At 66.5% G+C, this 15,471-nt stretch carries 16 protein-coding genes; 6 read left to right on the top strand and 10 right to left on the bottom strand.

What is annotated here, in order from left to right; genetic code table 11:
- Positions 1-14 precede the first annotated feature (14 nt).
- Complete coding sequence (locus tag H681_RS20375; protein WP_015478785.1) at positions 15-839, bottom strand: tetratricopeptide repeat protein; 825 nt, start codon at positions 837-839, stop codon at positions 15-17.
- Positions 840-938: 99 nt separating this feature from the next.
- Here H681_RS20375 and H681_RS20370 point away from each other — a divergent pair, with 99 nt between their 5' ends.
- The 3 genes from H681_RS20370 to H681_RS20360 all read left to right on the top strand — a co-directional run bounded on the left by H681_RS20370 (position 939) and on the right by H681_RS20360 (position 2,229).
- Positions 939-1,310 carry a tetratricopeptide repeat protein gene (locus tag H681_RS20370; protein WP_015478784.1) on the top strand — a complete coding sequence of 124 codons (372 nt, stop codon included), beginning with the start codon at positions 939-941 and terminating at the stop codon, positions 1,308-1,310.
- 76 nt (positions 1,311-1,386) lie between these two features.
- Positions 1,387-1,809: a DUF4124 domain-containing protein gene (locus H681_RS20365; protein WP_015478783.1), complete on the top strand. Its 423-nt coding sequence runs from the start codon at positions 1,387-1,389 to the stop codon at positions 1,807-1,809.
- Positions 1,810-1,869: 60 nt separating this feature from the next.
- A complete protein-coding gene (locus H681_RS20360) occupies positions 1,870-2,229 on the top strand; it encodes a PilZ domain-containing protein (RefSeq protein WP_015478782.1) in 360 nt (119 codons plus the stop codon).
- Positions 2,230-2,583: 354 nt separating this feature from the next.
- On the opposite strand, the gene H681_RS20355 is transcribed toward H681_RS20360, so the two are convergent.
- The 6 genes from H681_RS20355 to H681_RS20330 are packed head-to-tail and all read right to left on the bottom strand — an operon-like array spanning position 2,584 to position 9,450.
- Complete coding sequence (locus H681_RS20355; RefSeq protein WP_015478781.1) at positions 2,584-3,915, bottom strand: DUF58 domain-containing protein; 1,332 nt, start codon at positions 3,913-3,915, stop codon at positions 2,584-2,586.
- Positions 3,912-4,919, bottom strand: a complete 1,008-nt coding sequence (locus H681_RS20350; RefSeq protein ID WP_015478780.1) for an AAA family ATPase — start codon at positions 4,917-4,919, stop codon at positions 3,912-3,914. The genes H681_RS20355 and H681_RS20350 overlap by 4 nt, the downstream gene beginning before the upstream one ends.
- Positions 4,916-6,163 (bottom strand): DUF4350 domain-containing protein, encoded by a 1,248-nt coding sequence (locus H681_RS20345; RefSeq protein ID WP_015478779.1) that lies wholly within the window; start codon positions 6,161-6,163, stop codon positions 4,916-4,918. Before H681_RS20345 ends, H681_RS20350 begins: the two co-directional genes overlap by 4 nt.
- A complete protein-coding gene (locus tag H681_RS20340; RefSeq protein ID WP_041712174.1) occupies positions 6,160-7,740 on the bottom strand; it encodes a DUF4129 domain-containing protein in 1,581 nt (526 codons plus the stop codon). The genes H681_RS20345 and H681_RS20340 overlap by 4 nt, the downstream gene beginning before the upstream one ends.
- Positions 7,727-8,713: a stage II sporulation protein M gene (locus H681_RS20335; protein WP_015478777.1), complete on the bottom strand. Its 987-nt coding sequence runs from the start codon at positions 8,711-8,713 to the stop codon at positions 7,727-7,729. The genes H681_RS20340 and H681_RS20335 overlap by 14 nt, the downstream gene beginning before the upstream one ends.
- Positions 8,710-9,450, bottom strand: coding sequence for an RDD family protein (locus tag H681_RS20330; RefSeq protein ID WP_051070449.1), 741 nt, complete (start codon positions 9,448-9,450; stop codon positions 8,710-8,712). The genes H681_RS20335 and H681_RS20330 overlap by 4 nt, the downstream gene beginning before the upstream one ends.
- A 304-nt stretch (positions 9,451-9,754) precedes the next feature.
- Here H681_RS20330 and sbcB point away from each other — a divergent pair, with 304 nt between their 5' ends.
- Positions 9,755-11,185 carry an exodeoxyribonuclease I gene (gene sbcB, locus H681_RS20325; protein WP_015478774.1) on the top strand — a complete coding sequence of 477 codons (1,431 nt, stop codon included), beginning with the start codon at positions 9,755-9,757 and terminating at the stop codon, positions 11,183-11,185.
- A 60-nt stretch (positions 11,186-11,245) separates the two neighbouring features.
- On the opposite strand, the gene mvaT is transcribed toward sbcB, so the two are convergent.
- The gene (mvaT, locus tag H681_RS20320) at positions 11,246-11,620 is read right to left on the bottom strand and encodes a histone-like nucleoid-structuring protein MvaT (RefSeq protein ID WP_015478773.1); all 375 of its coding nucleotides are present in this window, start codon (positions 11,618-11,620) and stop codon (positions 11,246-11,248) included.
- A 259-nt stretch (positions 11,621-11,879) separates the two neighbouring features.
- Between mvaT and purU the strand changes: the two genes are divergently transcribed.
- Positions 11,880-12,731, top strand: a complete 852-nt coding sequence (purU, locus tag H681_RS20315; protein WP_015478772.1) for a formyltetrahydrofolate deformylase — start codon at positions 11,880-11,882, stop codon at positions 12,729-12,731.
- An 87-nt stretch (positions 12,732-12,818) separates the two neighbouring features.
- Complete coding sequence (locus H681_RS20310) at positions 12,819-13,004, top strand: hypothetical protein (RefSeq protein ID WP_015478771.1); 186 nt, start codon at positions 12,819-12,821, stop codon at positions 13,002-13,004.
- A 3-nt stretch (positions 13,005-13,007) separates the two neighbouring features.
- Here H681_RS20310 and H681_RS20305 read toward each other — a convergent pair whose 3' ends face one another.
- Together H681_RS20305 and H681_RS20300 are read right to left on the bottom strand one after the other, a co-directional pair.
- Entirely contained in the window at positions 13,008-14,006 is a 999-nt protein-coding gene (locus H681_RS20305) for a lysylphosphatidylglycerol synthase transmembrane domain-containing protein (RefSeq protein ID WP_015478770.1), read from the bottom strand.
- Positions 14,007-14,168: 162 nt separating this feature from the next.
- Positions 14,169-15,470 (bottom strand): uracil-xanthine permease family protein, encoded by a 1,302-nt coding sequence (locus H681_RS20300; RefSeq protein ID WP_015478769.1) that lies wholly within the window; start codon positions 15,468-15,470, stop codon positions 14,169-14,171.
- Position 15,471: the final 1 nt, after the last annotated feature.

The raw sequence follows: 15,471 nt of genomic DNA, 5'->3' as shown, positions 1-15,471 counted from the left end.
GTCGGGTTCCGTCGTCAGTTGCGCGGTGAGGTCTGGTTCAGCGCACGGTCCAGGTGGCGTGCGCCTTTCTCGGCCAGCTCGCCGTCGGGGAACTCGGCGAGTTGCCGGCGCAGGTAGGCGATGGCCTGGTTGCGGTCGGCGTGCGGGTTGTCCGGCGCCATGTACATCAGGCCGAGCTGGTACAGCGCCTTTTCGCGGATGTCCGGCGGGATGGCCGGGTCGTTGGCGCCCAGCAGGTAGAGCTGCGCGGCCTCGGCGACGCGGTCCTTGAGCACCGCGCGGCGCGACAACAGGGTCATGTCCGGATCGAGGCTGGGTTTGTTCAGGTCCAGGTTGTACTGCGGTTGCCAGTCCGCCAGCAGTTCGCGGGCGTTCTTCTGCACCGGGTCCCTGGCGCGCTGGCGGATCATCAGGATGCGCGCGTCGGCGTGCGCGGCGGCCTGGGTGCCGGGGAACTCGCGGTCGATGCGCTCGAAGTACTGCTGCGCCTTCGCATCGTCGCGCTGGTCGTTGAAGCGGCTCATGTAGATCAGGCCGATCTGGTACAGCGCGATGGCGCGTACTTCCGAGCTGTAGCGGGTGTTGTCGTAGCCGCTCAGGTAAAGCTTCTCGGCCTCGGCGCTCTTGTTGTCGCGGATGGCCTGGGCGCTGTAGGTCAGCAGGTCGCCTTCCTCTTCCACCGCGGCGGTCATGCGCTTGTTCTTCAACTGCTTGTATTCGGCGACTTCGCCGGTGGTGATCTGCGCGACGAACAGCGGGGTGGTCGGGGCGCAGGCGGCGAGCCAGGGCAGCATCACGGCGAACGGCAGGGCAATCGAGAGGGCATGGGCTAAACGCATGGCAGCTCCTTTGCGCCAGGGCGAAGTCCACGTGAGTCTAGTGGCGGGCTTCAGTACGGCCAAGACGGGCCGATACACTTCCCAACGGAGGATATGCCCATGCGAACCCTGGCCACCCTGCTGCTGCTCCTGAGTGTTACCGGATGCACCAGCTGGTCGATGAATTACCACCTGAACAACGCCTACCGTTCGTACAAGAGCGGCGATTGCGAGCGGGTCATGCTGGAGCTCTCGGAAACCGAGCGCAAGAGCCGCGCGCGGCCCTGGTTGCAGCCGGAGATATCCATGTTGCGCGGGCAATGCCTGGAGCGGCAGAAGTTTTTCGTCGATGCCGCACAGACCTACCAGTTCATCATCGCCCGTTACCCGACCAGCGAGTATGCTTACCGCGCCAAGGCCCGGCTGGAGACGCTGCGTCTGAATGGCCGTCTGCCCGGCGATACCGCGCGCAGTTATCCAGTCACGCCCTGACCGCCGGTCGGTGCTGAGCTTGAGCGGTACCGATCGCTGGCTAATCTCATGGAGTGACTTCACGGAGGAGGTTGGAATGCGCGCCCTGTGGCTCTGCGTCTGGTGTTTTCCCCTGTTGGTCTACGCCGACATCTATCGCTGGACCGACGCGCAGGGCAAGGTGCATTTCAGCGAAACCCCACCGCCGGGGGCGCAGCGCATCGAAGTGAAGCCCCAGGTCGTCGAGCGTGACGCGGCGACCCGCGAGCGGGAGGAGCGCACCCGCCGGTTCTACGATGCCCGCCGTGACGAGCAGGCCGCCGCGCAGACCAAGGCGGTCCGGCAGCAGGCCGAGCTGAGCGCCCAGTGCGCGCGCTGGCAGCATGACCTGAATACGCTCAGCCTGGGCGGTCGCTACTTCACGAAGGGCAGCGACGGTGAACGAACCTACTACAGCGATGCACAGATTGACGCCGCTCGTCGCGAGCTCGAAGCGCGCCTGGCGGAAGGTTGTCGTTAGGACTGGCCCTGAGCGGGCGGCATCGTCATACTGGACGATCTCTCATAGCGAAACGCCATTATGCGCCATTCACGACACATAGAGCGCCATCAGCTGCCCTATTACCTGAAGGTGTTCAACAGCATCACCGACAAACCGATGGGCTACCTGGGCAATGTCTCGCTGGACGGGATGTTGCTGATCAGCCAGCTGCCGATGCTGGTGGGCGGCCGTTTCGACATGCGCCTGAAGATTCCCGGCCATGACGGCAAGCTGCAACTGATCGAGTTCTCCGCGACCTGCCAGTGGTGCCGCGAGGACGTCAACCCAGGCAACTTCGACTCCGGTTTCAGCCTGGTGGCGCCGCCGATCGAGTACGTCGAGCTGGTCGATGCGCTACGCCGTTATTTCAGTTTTCGCCGTCAGGTGGAGTCGGTCTGAAGCGCAGGACGCGCTAAGCCGACCTGGCGGTAGCGAAAGGCAGGATGCCGGAAGTTCCGGTCGCCAGAGCAGGGCGTAACCTTGTTCCCAGTGCACTCCGAGCTCGGCCCTGTTGCCGCCGGTTGAGCACGGTGTATCGGCGTACAACCGCGAAGGGTTGTACGCCTGCGTTCCTTTCTTATCCGTTTGCAGGACCGCGGCCCTGTAGGAACGAGGGGGACGCCTAGTTCTTGCTCGCGAACAGTGCTTCCAGGCCGCATCGATGCTGGGCGGTTCGCGAGCAAGCTCGCTCCTACGAAAAGCGCTTCCGGAGCGGGATGCTCGCGCCGAGAGGGCGAAACAAAATCTCTCGCCCTATAACGCCCCCGCCTTCTTCCAGCCCAGATAGCGGCTGACCAGCTCCGGCCCGAGTTGGCTGGGCCGCGCATCCAGCACCGGCACGCCGTGGGCGAGCAGTTTCTCGTGCAGCCCGGCGCGGGCGTTCAGGTAGTCCACCGTGCCACAGTAGGCCAGCGCGTCTTCGTACCCTTCCACGGGGGACTGCCGCAGCCGGTCGAGCACTTCTTCGCGCAGGCTGGCCACCAGCACCCGGTGTTGCCGGCCCAGGCGTTTCACCGCGGCGACCAGGTCCTCGTCGTCCTCGTCGCGCAGGTTGGTGATGATCACCACCAGGGCGCGGCGGCGCTGGCGGGTAAGCACGGCCTGGACCGCTGCCGCGTAGTCCGCCGCCCGCTGGCTGCTGTCCAGGTCGTAGACAGCATTGAGCAGCACGCTCAACTGCGCGCTGCCCTTGCCTGGCGGCAGGTGGCGCGGCTGGTCGCCGGCGAAGGTCATCAGGCCCACGGCATCGCCCTGGCGCAGCGCGACATAGGCCAGCAGCAGGCTGGAGTTGAGGGCGTGGTCGAAGTGCGACAGGTCGCCGTCGTGGCTGCGCATGCGCCGCCCGCAGTCGAGCAGGAAGAGAATCTGCTGGTCGCGCTCGTCCTGGTATTCGCGGGCGATCGGCATGCGCTTGCGGGCGGTGGCTTTCCAGTCGATCTGCCGCAGGGTGTCGCCATCACGAAACTCGCGCAGCTGGTGGAACTCCAGGCCCAGGCCGCGGCGTTGCCCGGCGCGCACGCCGATGCGGTTCAGCCAGTGGTCCACGGCCATCAGCTCGGCGCCGTAGATGCGTGCGAAGTCGGGGTAGACACGGGTTTCGCTGCGCTCTTCCAGATAGCGTCGGCCCTTCCACAGGCGTAGCGGGCTGGACAGTTCCACTTCGCAGCGCGGGAAGACGAAATGCCCGCGAGACAGCGGACGCACGCGGTAGCCCAGCTCGGTCTGCTCGCCCGGCCGCAGCTCGATCACCTGCGGCAGGTGCTCGAAGTCCATCGCACCGGGCAGGTGATCGAACACGGTCACGCGCTGCACCTGGGCGTAGCGATGGTGCAGTTGCAGGCGCACTTCGCTCCAGCGGCCCAGCGGCAGGTTGCCGCTCATCTGCCGCTCCAGGCGCGGCGAGGGCAGGCGGCGCAGCCATAGGGCGTCGACCAGTGCGAGCAGCGCCAGGGCGCACAGGACGCCCCACCAGAGGCGCTCGAGCAGCGCCGGCGCCGGGATATCCAGGGCCGCCGCCGTGCCCAGCGCGATGGCCACGGCCAACAGCACGCCGAGCAGCGCGAGAAGGACGCGCGATGGCTTCATAGGCGCGGCGCCGGTACCTGGTCGAGCAGTTGTTGCAGTACCTGGTCCACCGACAGGCCCTCGATGTCCAGTTCCGGCGACAGCCGCACTCGATGGCGCAGCACCGCCAGGGCGCTGCCCTTGACGTCGTCCGGCAGTACGAAGTCGCCACTGCGCAGCAGCGCCCGCGCCCGTGCGCAACGCACCAGCGCGATGGACGCACGCGGTCCGGCGCCCAGGGCCAGGCCCGGCCAGTTACGGGTGGTGCGGGCGATACGTACGGCGTAGTCCAGCACCTGGTCGTCGATCGGCAGGTCGGAGGCGATCTTCTGCAGCGCCATGACGTCCTTCTCCTTGAGCAGGGGACGGAGCGGCGCCACGTCGAGCATGTCGCTGCGCGCGGAGCGGGTGACCTGGCGCACCAGGGTCTGCTCCTCGGCTTCCAGCGGGTAGTCGATGCGCAGCTTGAGCATGAAGCGGTCCAGCTCCGCCTCGGGCAGCGGGTAGGTGCCTTCCTGCTCGATGGGGTTCTGGGTCGCCAGCACCATGAACGGCTGCGGCACCGGCAGGGCGCGGCCTTCGAGTGTGACCTGGCGTTCCTGCATGACTTCCAGCAGCGCCGCCTGGGTCTTGGCCGGCGCGCGGTTGATCTCGTCGGCCAGCAGCAGGTGGGTGAACACCGGCCCCTTGCGCAGCTTGAACTGCTCGGTGGCAAGGTCGTAGACCGCATGGCCGGTGACGTCGCTGGGCATCAGGTCGGGGGTGAACTGGATGCGCGCGAAGCCGCCGTCGAAGCAGCGGGCGAGGGCGCGCACCAGCAGGGTCTTGCCCAGGCCGGGAACGCCTTCGATGAGGACGTGGCCGCCGGCGAGCAGCGCGGTGAGCACGTCGTCGATCACACCCTGCTGGCCGATCAGCGCCTTCTGCAGTTCATGACGCAGCGCCTGGGCCAACTGGCTGGCGCGCTGGCGCTGGGCGGCCGGATTGGAGGAGGGGCTGGCGGGTTCAGGTGTTTGTTCGCTCATAGGGCATTCCTGAGGCTTTGCAGGTGGGCGACCTGGCGGGTGAATTCGGCGATGGCCATGCGTTGCTGCGGATAGGGTCGCATGGCCTGGCTGATGGCGCTGACCGACAGCCGCGTCATGCGGCCCAGGGTCTGCCATTGTTCGGCGACGGGCAGGCGTTCGAAGCCCGGCTGGCGCTGTCGCGCGCGGCGCAGGATGTCACGCTGAAGCCCCTGCAGCAGGGCGATCTGGCCGCGCTGGCGGAGGACGAAGTCGGCGCCGGCGCGCAGGTGTTCTTCCAGTTGCCGGCGACCGCGCGCCGGGCTCGGTTGCAGCGGTCCCTGGCGCAATCCCTGGCGCCACAGGGCGAGCGCCAGCAGCAGGGCGCAGGCGACCAGCGCTTGCGGGAAGTAGCGCGCCAGCAGGGTGAAGAGGCTGTCGCCGTCGGCGCGATAGACCAGGGTCACGTTGCTGTCCTGGGTCAGGTACCAGAGCAGCCAGGCGTTGTCGTAGTCGCCCAGTTGGTCGTTCTGCCAGATCCAGTTGTCGGTCAGTACGGTGATCAGGCCCTTGTCCTGCTGCAGTTGCAGCAGGTGGGTGGCCTTTGCGCTGTTGGCCCAGGCGTAGGCGAGGTTCTTCGAGTCGAAGAGGTGGTACTCGGTATCGAAATCGATGTAGGCCGGCGCCTTTTCGTTTTCCAGGTAGAGCTTGGTCAGCGTGGGGTAGGCGTCTTCTTCCTGGTCAGGGTCGGCGTTCTCGGGGACTTCCGGGGCGACTGGCTGTTCGGTCGAGGGCTCCACGGCGGACTTGTCCTCCGTTGGGGCGGTGCCTTTGTCCTTGTCGAGGTCCTCGGTGAGGAACTGTTGCACTCCCAGGCGATCGAGCAGCAGGTCGCCGCTCTTGCCTTCCTCCTCGTCCCACAGGCGTTCGGCGGTGACCACCAGGTGGCCGCCGCGCGAGGCCCAGTCGAGCAGGCGTGCGCTCTGCTTCGGCGTGAGGTTTTCTCGGCTGCCGAGCAGGATCAGTGTGTGGCCCTTGCTCGGCAACCGGTCGAGCGCTTCCAGCCCCTTGGCCGTGTTCACCGCCAGGCCGCGTCCGCGCAGGTAGGACTCGGCGGCCAGGTAGGGATTGGCGCGGGCTTCCGGCGCGGCGCCGTGCTCGATGGTTTCGGGATAGGGCTTGAGATGCGTGTAGAGGTAGTACCCGGTGCCGCCGAGCAGCAGCAGGACGGCGAGGGTGGCGAGCAGGACGACGGGCCGCCTCATGCGCGTACCTCGTTGCCGAACAGGCTGCGCCATTGCTCGCACAGTCGCTGCTTGAGGTCGTCCTGGGGCGCGCGATGACCGTAGGCGAGTGCTTGCCAGTGCTGGGTCAGGCTGCGGGCGAAGCTGTCCAGAGGCGGGTTGTCGAGGGTTTCCACGCGCGCCAGCACCTCGCCTTCGGTGGTGGAGTCGCGCAGCGGCAGGCGGAAGTCGTGCAGCAGGCGGCTGAGCAGGGCGCGGTACAGCAGGCCCAGCGCGGCGCGCGGCTGCTCGTCCCAGAGGCGCTCGGCCTCGCTGGCGACGTCCTCGGGAAGGCTTTCCGGGGCCAGCTCCAGGCCGAACAGCACGCTCGGCACTTCACGGCGCGGGCGCTGCGGCAGGCCGATGCGGCCGGCGAACAGGCGCAGCCATTCGCGGTAACGCCAGATCAGCAGGACGACCACGCTGAGCAGCGCGCCCCACAGCAATACCTCGATGATCTGCGCGATGGACTTGAACGCCTGCCAATGCTCCAGTGCCTTGAAGAAGTTCTCCAGGTTCCGATCCTGGTCGCCGCTGGACGCCTTCTTCTCCTTGTCGGGGTCGCTCAGCCGCCAGCGGGTCACGGTTTCTCTGTTGCGGAACGGCGGCGCCGCCAGGATGGCTTCGGCCGCGTGCCGCGACTGCTCGCTGTTCAGCACCTGGTTCTGCAGGCGCGAGGCTTGTGGGCCGCTGGGGTCCTGGTCGGGCAGGGGGCAGCTGTAACCGGGTTGCTCGGCGGCCCGGACGCTGGCACCGGGCAGTGGCGCCAGGCAGGCGGCGACCACCAGCAGCAGGGCGTAGGCGCTGCCGATCAGGCGCTGGCGCAGGCGGCGCAGCACCAACTCGATGTCCCAGGCTTCCAGTTCGCTGCGCCGGTTCAGGTAGAGGGTGAAGCCGCAGGCCACGTACACCGGTTCCCAGACCACCAGCAGCAGTGCGTAGAGAAGATTGCTCAGGTGCTCCATCCAGGCCCAGTCGCCGTCGGCGAGGCTGATCAGCGATTGCCATTTCCAGTCTGAAACCCACTGCTGCGGCAGCAGCAGGTAGAGCAAAGCGGACAGCCCGAGCCACAAGGCCAGCTCGAAGTGCATGCCGATCACCGTGAGCCAGGTGGCGCCGCCGGCATTGCGCTGGCCGAGGACCACCAGGCGCTGGCTGCGGGCCTGGCCTTTGAGCCCTTCGAGCTGTAGCACCGGCAGGTCGAAACTGCGGGTGGGGCTTGCGCGGCGCCACAGCAGGCTGGGCAGCAGTTGGCTCTTGAGCAGGCCGGGGAACGCCCGCAGCGCCTGCCTGAGGCTGGGCGTGTCACCGAACAGGGCGCGCGACAGGATGTACAGCGGCAGGCGTTCGAAGGCCGGCTTGAGCCACCAGAACAGCAGGATCGCCCAGCCCGAATGGTTCCACAGCAGCAGGCTGAGCACGGCGAACACCGGCAGGGTGACCAGTGCCCAGCTGGCCATCAGCAGGCCGGCATGCCGGCGCGCCAGGAGAATGCCCAGGTCCAGGGCTTCCCACGGGCTGCGCGGACGAATGGCGACGCTGGCGTCAGTCAGGCGCATGACGGCTCCGTCCGGCAAAGACGAAATAGCCACCGACCAGCAGCCAGAGGCAGGCACCGACGATGTACTTCACGGTCGCCGGGAACTGCGTGACCGAGGACCAGTAGCCTTCGATGAAGGCGGCGATCAGCAACAGCAGGATCACCCCGCCCACCAGCCGTACGGACCGGGCCGCCGCCTGGCGCAGCGCGTCGAGACGGCTCAGGCGGCCGGGCGCCAGCAGCGCCCAGCCGAGCTTGAGGCCGGCGGCGCCGGCGAAGGTGATGGCGGTGAGCTCGAAGGCGCCGTGGCCGATGACGAAGGACCAGAAGGTCTCGATGTAGCCCACCTGGGTCAGGTGCCCGGCCACCGCGCCGATCATCAGGCCGTTGAACAGCAGGAAGAACAGGCTGCCCAGGCAGAACAGCAGGCCGCTGGCGAAGGTCTGAAAGGCGATGCCGATGTTGTTCATGATGTAGAAGGCGAACATCTTCCAGTCGTCGCCGGTGTCCCGTTCGCCCATCGGTCCCAGGCGCCCGGTTTCCGGCGAGTACATGGACTCCATGTCGGCCACCCGCTCGGGGGACATCACGCTGTAGACCAGGTCGGGGAAGTGGTAGACCAGCAGCCCCATCAGCAGCAGGCTGCCGTAGAGCAGCAGGCTGGCCACCGCGATGCAGCGCCACTCCTCGCGCACCAGGCGCGGGAAACCGGCGGTGATGAAACCGAGGATGCGCGCGCCCAGATGGCTGCGGTGCCGGTAGAACTGCTGGTGCCCGCGCATGGCCAGTTGTTGCAGGTGATCGATCAGGTGGCTGCTGTAGCCGCGTTCCTGCGCCAGCGCCAGTTGCTGGCAGATGCGTCGGTAATCCGCGGCAAATTCCTCGGGACGTTCAGAGGTTTCCTGGCGCTTGCCGCTTTCCAGTTGTTCCAGGCGCTTGCTGAAGCGCTTCCACGCACCCTGGTGGCGCTGTTCGAAGAGGGCCTGCTTCATGGCGTCCCCCGGCCGCTGCCCAGCAGCCCGCTGGCGATGGCGTTGAGTCGTGCCTCCGCGTGCTCGGGCGCGACACCCAGCGGCTCGGCGAGGATGCCGGCCAGTTCTTCGCGCCGCGCCGCGGACAGGTGCTCGGCGCGTTCGGCGAAGCTCATCAGTGCGCGCTGCTCCTCCAGGTTCAGCGGCCAGGGCGCGCGCTGCGGCGGGACCTCCGGCAGATGCGGACGGCTCGGCGGAGGATCGCGGTAGATCACCAGCGTGCCGGCGGCCAGATCGCCCAGGCGCTTGAACGCCGGGTTGGACAGGCAACTGAGCAGACCCAGGGTGTAGCCGAAGGGCAGGATGTCGGCGAAACGCAGCAGGTTGCGCAGCAGCGAGGCGGACCAGCCGATGGGCGTGCCGTCATCGTGGACCACGCGCAGGCCCATCATCTGCTTGCCGGGCGAGCGGCCCTGGTTGAGCACTTCGAAGAGCACCATGTACCACCAGGTCATGACGAAGGTGAGCAGCAGGCCGAGGCCGGTGCCGAGCTGGCCGAGGAAGGCCAGTGCCATGAACAGGGCGAACATCAGCAGGGCGCGGATGCCCAGGTCGACCAGGTAGGCGATCGCTCGCGGAATGACCCCGGCGGGACGCAGCAGCAGGTCGATCCCTTCCGGCGTTTCCACGTGGTAGCGGGTATCCAGCGCGGGGCTGGGTGGACGGATGTCCGGGCGTGGAGCGGCGGCTGCGGTCAATGGGAGTCGCTATCGATGGCTGAAAGGCTGATGCTAGCCAGCGCGGTGCGGCGAGGCAACCGCGCTGGCGGAGAATTGCAGACTCGCATCGGTTCGGTTGCGGCGGCATGCCGGGAAGCGCCCGTCGAGGCAGAGGATCGCCCGGAGCGAAAGGCCGTCGTCGGCCATTCGCGGCAGGGCCGGATCGCAGGGCTCCGCGACGGTCGAGAGGGCCTTTGGCCACGGGCTGGCGCCGTGGTTTGGAAGTGCGGCAATGCGCACTGTTAGACTGCGGCGCATCTGCACGCAGGCAAGGACACGCGCCATGACCGCCAGCCTCTTCTGGTACGACTACGAAACCACCGGCATCGATCCGCGCCGCGACCGGCCCTTGCAGGTCGCCGGCATCCGCACGGACGAGGCCCTCAACGAGATCGGCCAGCCGCTGAATCTCTATTGCCGTCCCAGCGACGACATCCTCCCGCACCCGGCGGCCTGCCTGGTCACCGGGATCGTCCCGCAGCGGCTGGAGGAACAGGGTCTCGGCGAGGCGGAGTTCATGACCCGCCTGCACGCCGAACTGGCGCAGCCGGGTACCTGCGTCGCGGGCTACAACACCCTGCGCTTCGACGACGAGGTGACGCGCTACAGCCTCTATCGGAATTTCTTCGACCCGTACGCCCGCGAATGGCAGGGCGGCAACAGCCGCTGGGACCTGATCGACATGGTGCGCACCTGCTATGCGCTGCGCCCGGAAGGCATCGTCTGGCCCGAACAGGAGGGTGTGGTCAGCCTGAAGCTGGAGCGCCTCACCGCCGCCAACGGCATCGACCACGGCCAGGCCCACGACGCGCTGTCGGACGTGCGTGCGACCATCGCCCTGGCCCGCCTGATCCGTGACCGCCAACCCAGGCTTTACGACTATCTCTACCGCCTGCGCAGCAAGCAGGGCGTCCTGGACCAGGTCCGCCTGCACGAGCCGCTGGTGCATGTCTCCGGGCGCTTCTCCGGGGCGCGTCATTACCTGTCGGTGGTGTTGCCGCTGGGCTGGCATCCGCGTAACCGTAACGCGTTGATCGTCTGCGACCTGGCGGCGGACCCGTCGCCGCTGCTGGAACTGGATGCCGAGGCGTTGCGCCAGCGCCTGTATACGCGCCGGGATGAACTGGCCGAAGGCGAACTGCCGGTGCCGCTGAAATTGCTGCATATCAACCGCTGCCCGGTAGTGGCGCCGCTGAACGTACTCCGTCCGCAGGATCGCGAACGTATTGGCCTGGACCTGGACGGATGCCTGAAGCGTGCGCAGGAGCTGGTCCAGGCCAAGGCGCTTTGGCAGGAGAAACTTGCGCCGATCTATTCCGAGGAAAGTTTCGCGGCGTCCGAGGATCCTGAGCAGCAGTTGTATGACGGATTTATCGGGGACCGGGACCGCCGATTGTGCGAACAGGTGCGTCAGGCAGATCCTGCCCGACTGGCCAAAGAGCAATGGCCGTTCGATGACCCGCGACTTCCTGAACTTCTGTTCCGATACCGTGCGCGTAATTTTCCGGAAACTTTGTCTGCCACCGAACAGCAACAATGGCTGGACTTCTGCCGTCAGCGCCTGAGTGCGCCGGAATGGGGGGCTCCGAATACTCTGGAGAACTTCGACAGCGCAATGGCCGAGCAGATGAGTAATGCCGGCGCAGCAAACCGCGCGGTGCTCGAAGCCTGGGCGAAATATGCACTCGCATTGCGCGAGCGTTATGGCCTCTAGCGTTTGCCGGGCAATAAAAAACGCCAGCACAAGGCTGGCGTTTTTTATTGCCCGAAGGGCTTAGCCCAGCAGGGTAGCCCAGCTCTCGACGGCCTCGGCGCCCCACTTGGCCTTCCATTCCTTGAGGGTCTTGTGGTTGCCGCCCTTGGTCTCGATGACTTCACCGGTGTGCGGGTTCTTGTATTGCTTGACCTTGCGGGCACGTTTGGTCACGGTGCTCTTCGCGGTACGCGGAGATTTGCTCAGCTTCGCGTCCGGATCGAGCAGGGCGATGATATCGCGCAGGGATTTGCCGTAGCTGCCCATCAGTGCGCGGAGTTTCTCTTCGAACTCAAGCTCTTTCTTCAGCTTGTCGTCCTGCTCGAGGGATTTCAGTCGCTCCTGAAGTTCCTTGATGGCTTCTTCGGTGGCGCGGTACTCGTTGATCAGCGACATGTTGGGTACCTTAATCTTGAGGTCCAGCGGTGGCGGATAGTTTGTAGCACCCATAATAGTCAGCGGAGTTGTTCAAGTAAACGCTAAGAACAACTTTTGTGGGTAATTAGTCAAATATTGAAGTTATTAGCACGTCGAATTTAACCAGAGCATTCGCGCCAGCCCTAATTGGCTCTCGTCGGCCACTCCCGCCCAGTGCTGAACTTTTCCCCTCCAGCCGCTAGAATGGCGGCCTTCGCGATGTATCTGGAGTACACCCATGCGCACTTTTCGACTGGTGATCGCCTGCCCTGACGGGGTCGGCATCGTCGCCAAGGTGAGTAATTTCCTGGCCACTTACAACGGCTGGATCACCGAGGCCAGTCACCATTCCGATAATGACAACGGCTGGTTCTTCATGCGGCATGAGATTCGTGCCGACTCCCTGCCATTCGACATCGACGGCTTCCGCCAGGCGTTCGCCCCCATCGCCCGCGAGTTTTCCATGGAGTGGCGGATCACCGACTCTTCGGTGAAGAAGCGCGTCGTGCTGATGGCCAGTCGCGAGTCGCACTGCCTGGCCGACCTGCTGCACCGCTGGCACAGCGGCGAGCTGGACTGCGAGATTCCCTGCGTGATCGCCAACCACGACGACCTGCGCAGCATGGTGGAGTGGCATGGCATTCCGTACTTCCACGTCCCGGTGGACCCGAAGAACAAGCAGCCGGCCTTCGAGGAAGTATCGCGCCTGATCGACGAGCACCAGGCCGACAACGTGGTGCTGGCGCGCTACATGCAGATCATCCCGCCGGACCTGTGCCAGAAGTACCGCCACCAGGTGATCAACATCCACCACAGCTTCCTGCCGTCCTTCGTCGGCGCCAAGCCGTACCACCAGGCCTCGCTGCGCGGCGTGAAGCTGATCGGCGCGACCTGCCACTATGTGACCGAGGAGCTGGACGCCGGCCCGATCATCGAGCAGGACGTGGTGCGCATCAGCCACCGCGACAACATCGAGGACCTGGTGCGCCTGGGCAAGGACGTGGAGAAGCTGGTGCTGGCCCGCGGCCTGCGCTACCACCTGGAAGACCGCGTGCTGGTGCACGACAACAAGACCGTGGTGTTCGACTGATCCACGTGGTTTCGTTCCAGACTGGGTACTCCGCATGCTCCCGCTGTCTTCCGATGGCGGGCGCTGCGCTCAACGGAGATGGTCAGCATGAGCGACCCGAAGAACCCCGGCACTGCCACCCCGCCGCCCACCCTGGGCGAAGGCTGCACCAGCCGCTACGATCCCGAAGCCTTGAGCGAAGAGGACGGCACCGAGTTTCCCGGCGCCGCCGAGCTCTGGGATTCGCTTACGCCGAAGACGCCGCCCGAGGGCGACAAGCCTGCCGAAGACTGAGTCTCAGGTCTTTTCCCGCAGCCCGATCAGCTTGCGCAGTAACGGTCGCCCCGCCAGCAGGGCGAACACCGGCGCGCCCATCACCAGATAGAAGTAGTAGGTCACCACGCGCCAGATCAGGATGGCCGCGGCCGCCGTGGATTTGCCCACCAGCGGGGCGAGCAGCGCGGCGGAGGTCAACTCGGTGCCACCGGCACCGCCCGGCAGCAGCGTGGCCAGCCCGGCCGCCAGCGACAGCAACTGGATCAGGAAGGTCCAGGCCCAGTGCAGGTCCACGTTCATCGCGCGCAGGGTGAGGTAGAGCACCGAGAAGCGCAGCGTCCAGTGGCAGCAGGTGAGGAAGAAGATCAGTGCCAGGCGGCGTTTGGGCTGGCGCAGGCTGCTGACCAGGGTGTCGCGGAAGTGCAGGCATTTGCGCGCCCAGCGCAGGCGTGTGCGCGGTTTCATGCCCAGGCGCGCGAGCAGGCGTCCGTTGGCCTTGATCGCCCGGCGCTGGAAGCGTGCCAGCAGCACCACGCCGAAGAAGATGCCGCCCAGCAGTACGCCACTGGTGATCAGCGAGGTCTCCAGGTCCGGGCTGATGCTGTGGGACAGGGCCCAGATCAGCACGGCCGCCAGCGCGCAGAGGAAGAACATCAGGTCGCTGAGCTGGTCCACGGCGAAGATCGCGCTGCTGTGCGCCGGCCGCATGCCGTGGCGCGACAGCAGGGCCATTAGCGTCAACGGGCCGCCGGTGCCGCCCGGTGTAGCGTAGAAGGCAAATTCCGAGGCCATGATGATCCCCACCGACTGCACCCGGCCGATGTCGCCGGCGCGGCCGTTGAGCAGCACCCGCAACTTCTGGGCGTTGATCAGCCAGCACAGCAGGATCATGCCGAACATGACCAGCAGGCTGTCGAGGGGGAAGGCCAGGACGTGGGCGAGCATTTCCCGGCCGCCGAGGACCAGCGGGACCAGCGAGGCGCCGATCAGGCCGAGCAGGAGCCAGCAGGCACGCGTCACGGACGCGCCTCCGGCAGGGGCGGAGAGGAGGGCTGGGCAGGTTGGAGCGGGGCAGTGTTCTGGCCGAGTCGCGCTTTCATGCAGAGTGGACCGTCAGCGGGGACCTGCGTTCGCCGAACTTTCCGTGGGCGGAGGGCGCCGCCGGCTGACGGCGCCCTGGGCTCACTCGGCGGATTTCTCGGTTGAAGAAACGCCGGCGCCTTCTTCCAGTGCCTTGTTCTCCCAGCCTTCCTCGCCGGGCAGGATCAGGTTGAGGAGGATGGCGACGATGGCACACAGGGCGATGCCCTTCAGGCCGAAGTCGTCCGGGCCGGTGCCGGTGCCGATCAGTACGCCGCCGATGCCGAACACCAGGGTGACCGAGACGATGCACAGGTTGCGCGCCTGGGACAGGTCGACCTTGTGGCGGATCAGGGTGTTCATGCCCACCGAGGCGATGGTGCCGAACAGCAGGCAGAGGATGCCGCCCATCACCGGTACCGGGATGCTCTGCAGGATGGCGCCGAACTTGCCGACGAAGGCCAGGCCGACGGCGAACAGCGCCGCCCAGGTCATGATCTTCGGGTTGTAGTTCTTGGTCAGCATCACTGCGCCGGTCACTTCCGCGTAGGTGGTGTTCGGCGGGCCGCCGAACAGGCCGGCGGTGGAGGTGGCGATGCCGTCGCCCAGCAGGGTGCGGTGCAGGCCCGGGGTCTTCAGGTAGTTCTTGCCGGTCACGCCGCCTATCGCGATGACGCCGCCGATGTGCTCGATGGCTGGTGCCAGCGCCACCGGGACGATGAACAGGATGGCCTGCCAGTTGAACTCCGGGGCGGTGAACTTCGGCAGCTCCAGCCAGGGCGCGGCGACGATCTTGGCGACGTCGACCACGCCGAAGGCGAAGGACAGGCCGTAGCCCACCAGCACGCCGGCGATGATCGGCACCAGGCGCAGCATGCCCTTGGCGAATACCGCGACGATCAGGGTGGTGACCAGCGCCGGCATGGAAATCAGCATGGCGGTCTTGTACGGAATCAGCTCGCTGCCGTCGCCGGCCTTGCCCATTGCCATGTTGGCGGCGATCGGCGCCATCGCCAGGCCAATGGAGATGATCACCGGGCCGATGACCACCGGCGGCAGCAGGCGGTCGATGAAGCCGGTGCCCTTGATCTTCACCGCCAGGCCCAGGAAGGTGTAGACGAAGCCCGCCGCCACCACGCCGCCCATGGTCGCGGCCAGGCCGAACTGGCCCTTGGCGAGGATGATCGGGGTAATGAAGGCGAAGCTAGAGGCCAGGAACACCGGCACCTGGCGGCCCGTGACGATCTGGAACATCAGGGTGCCGAAGCCGGCGGTGAACAGCGCGACGTTCGGGTCCAGGCCGGTGATCAGCGGCATCAGCACCAGCGCGCCGAAGGCCACGAACAGCATCTGCGCGCCCGAGATGACCTGGCGCCACAGCGGGTCGTTGTATTCGTCGGCCATC

The sequence above is a fragment of the Pseudomonas sp. ATCC 13867 genome, assembly GCF_000349845.1.
In the GTDB taxonomy this organism is placed as follows: domain Bacteria; phylum Pseudomonadota; class Gammaproteobacteria; order Pseudomonadales; family Pseudomonadaceae; genus Pseudomonas.
Note: the sequence above shows the minus strand (reverse complement) of the source record. Positions and strands in the feature narration are given on the sequence as shown.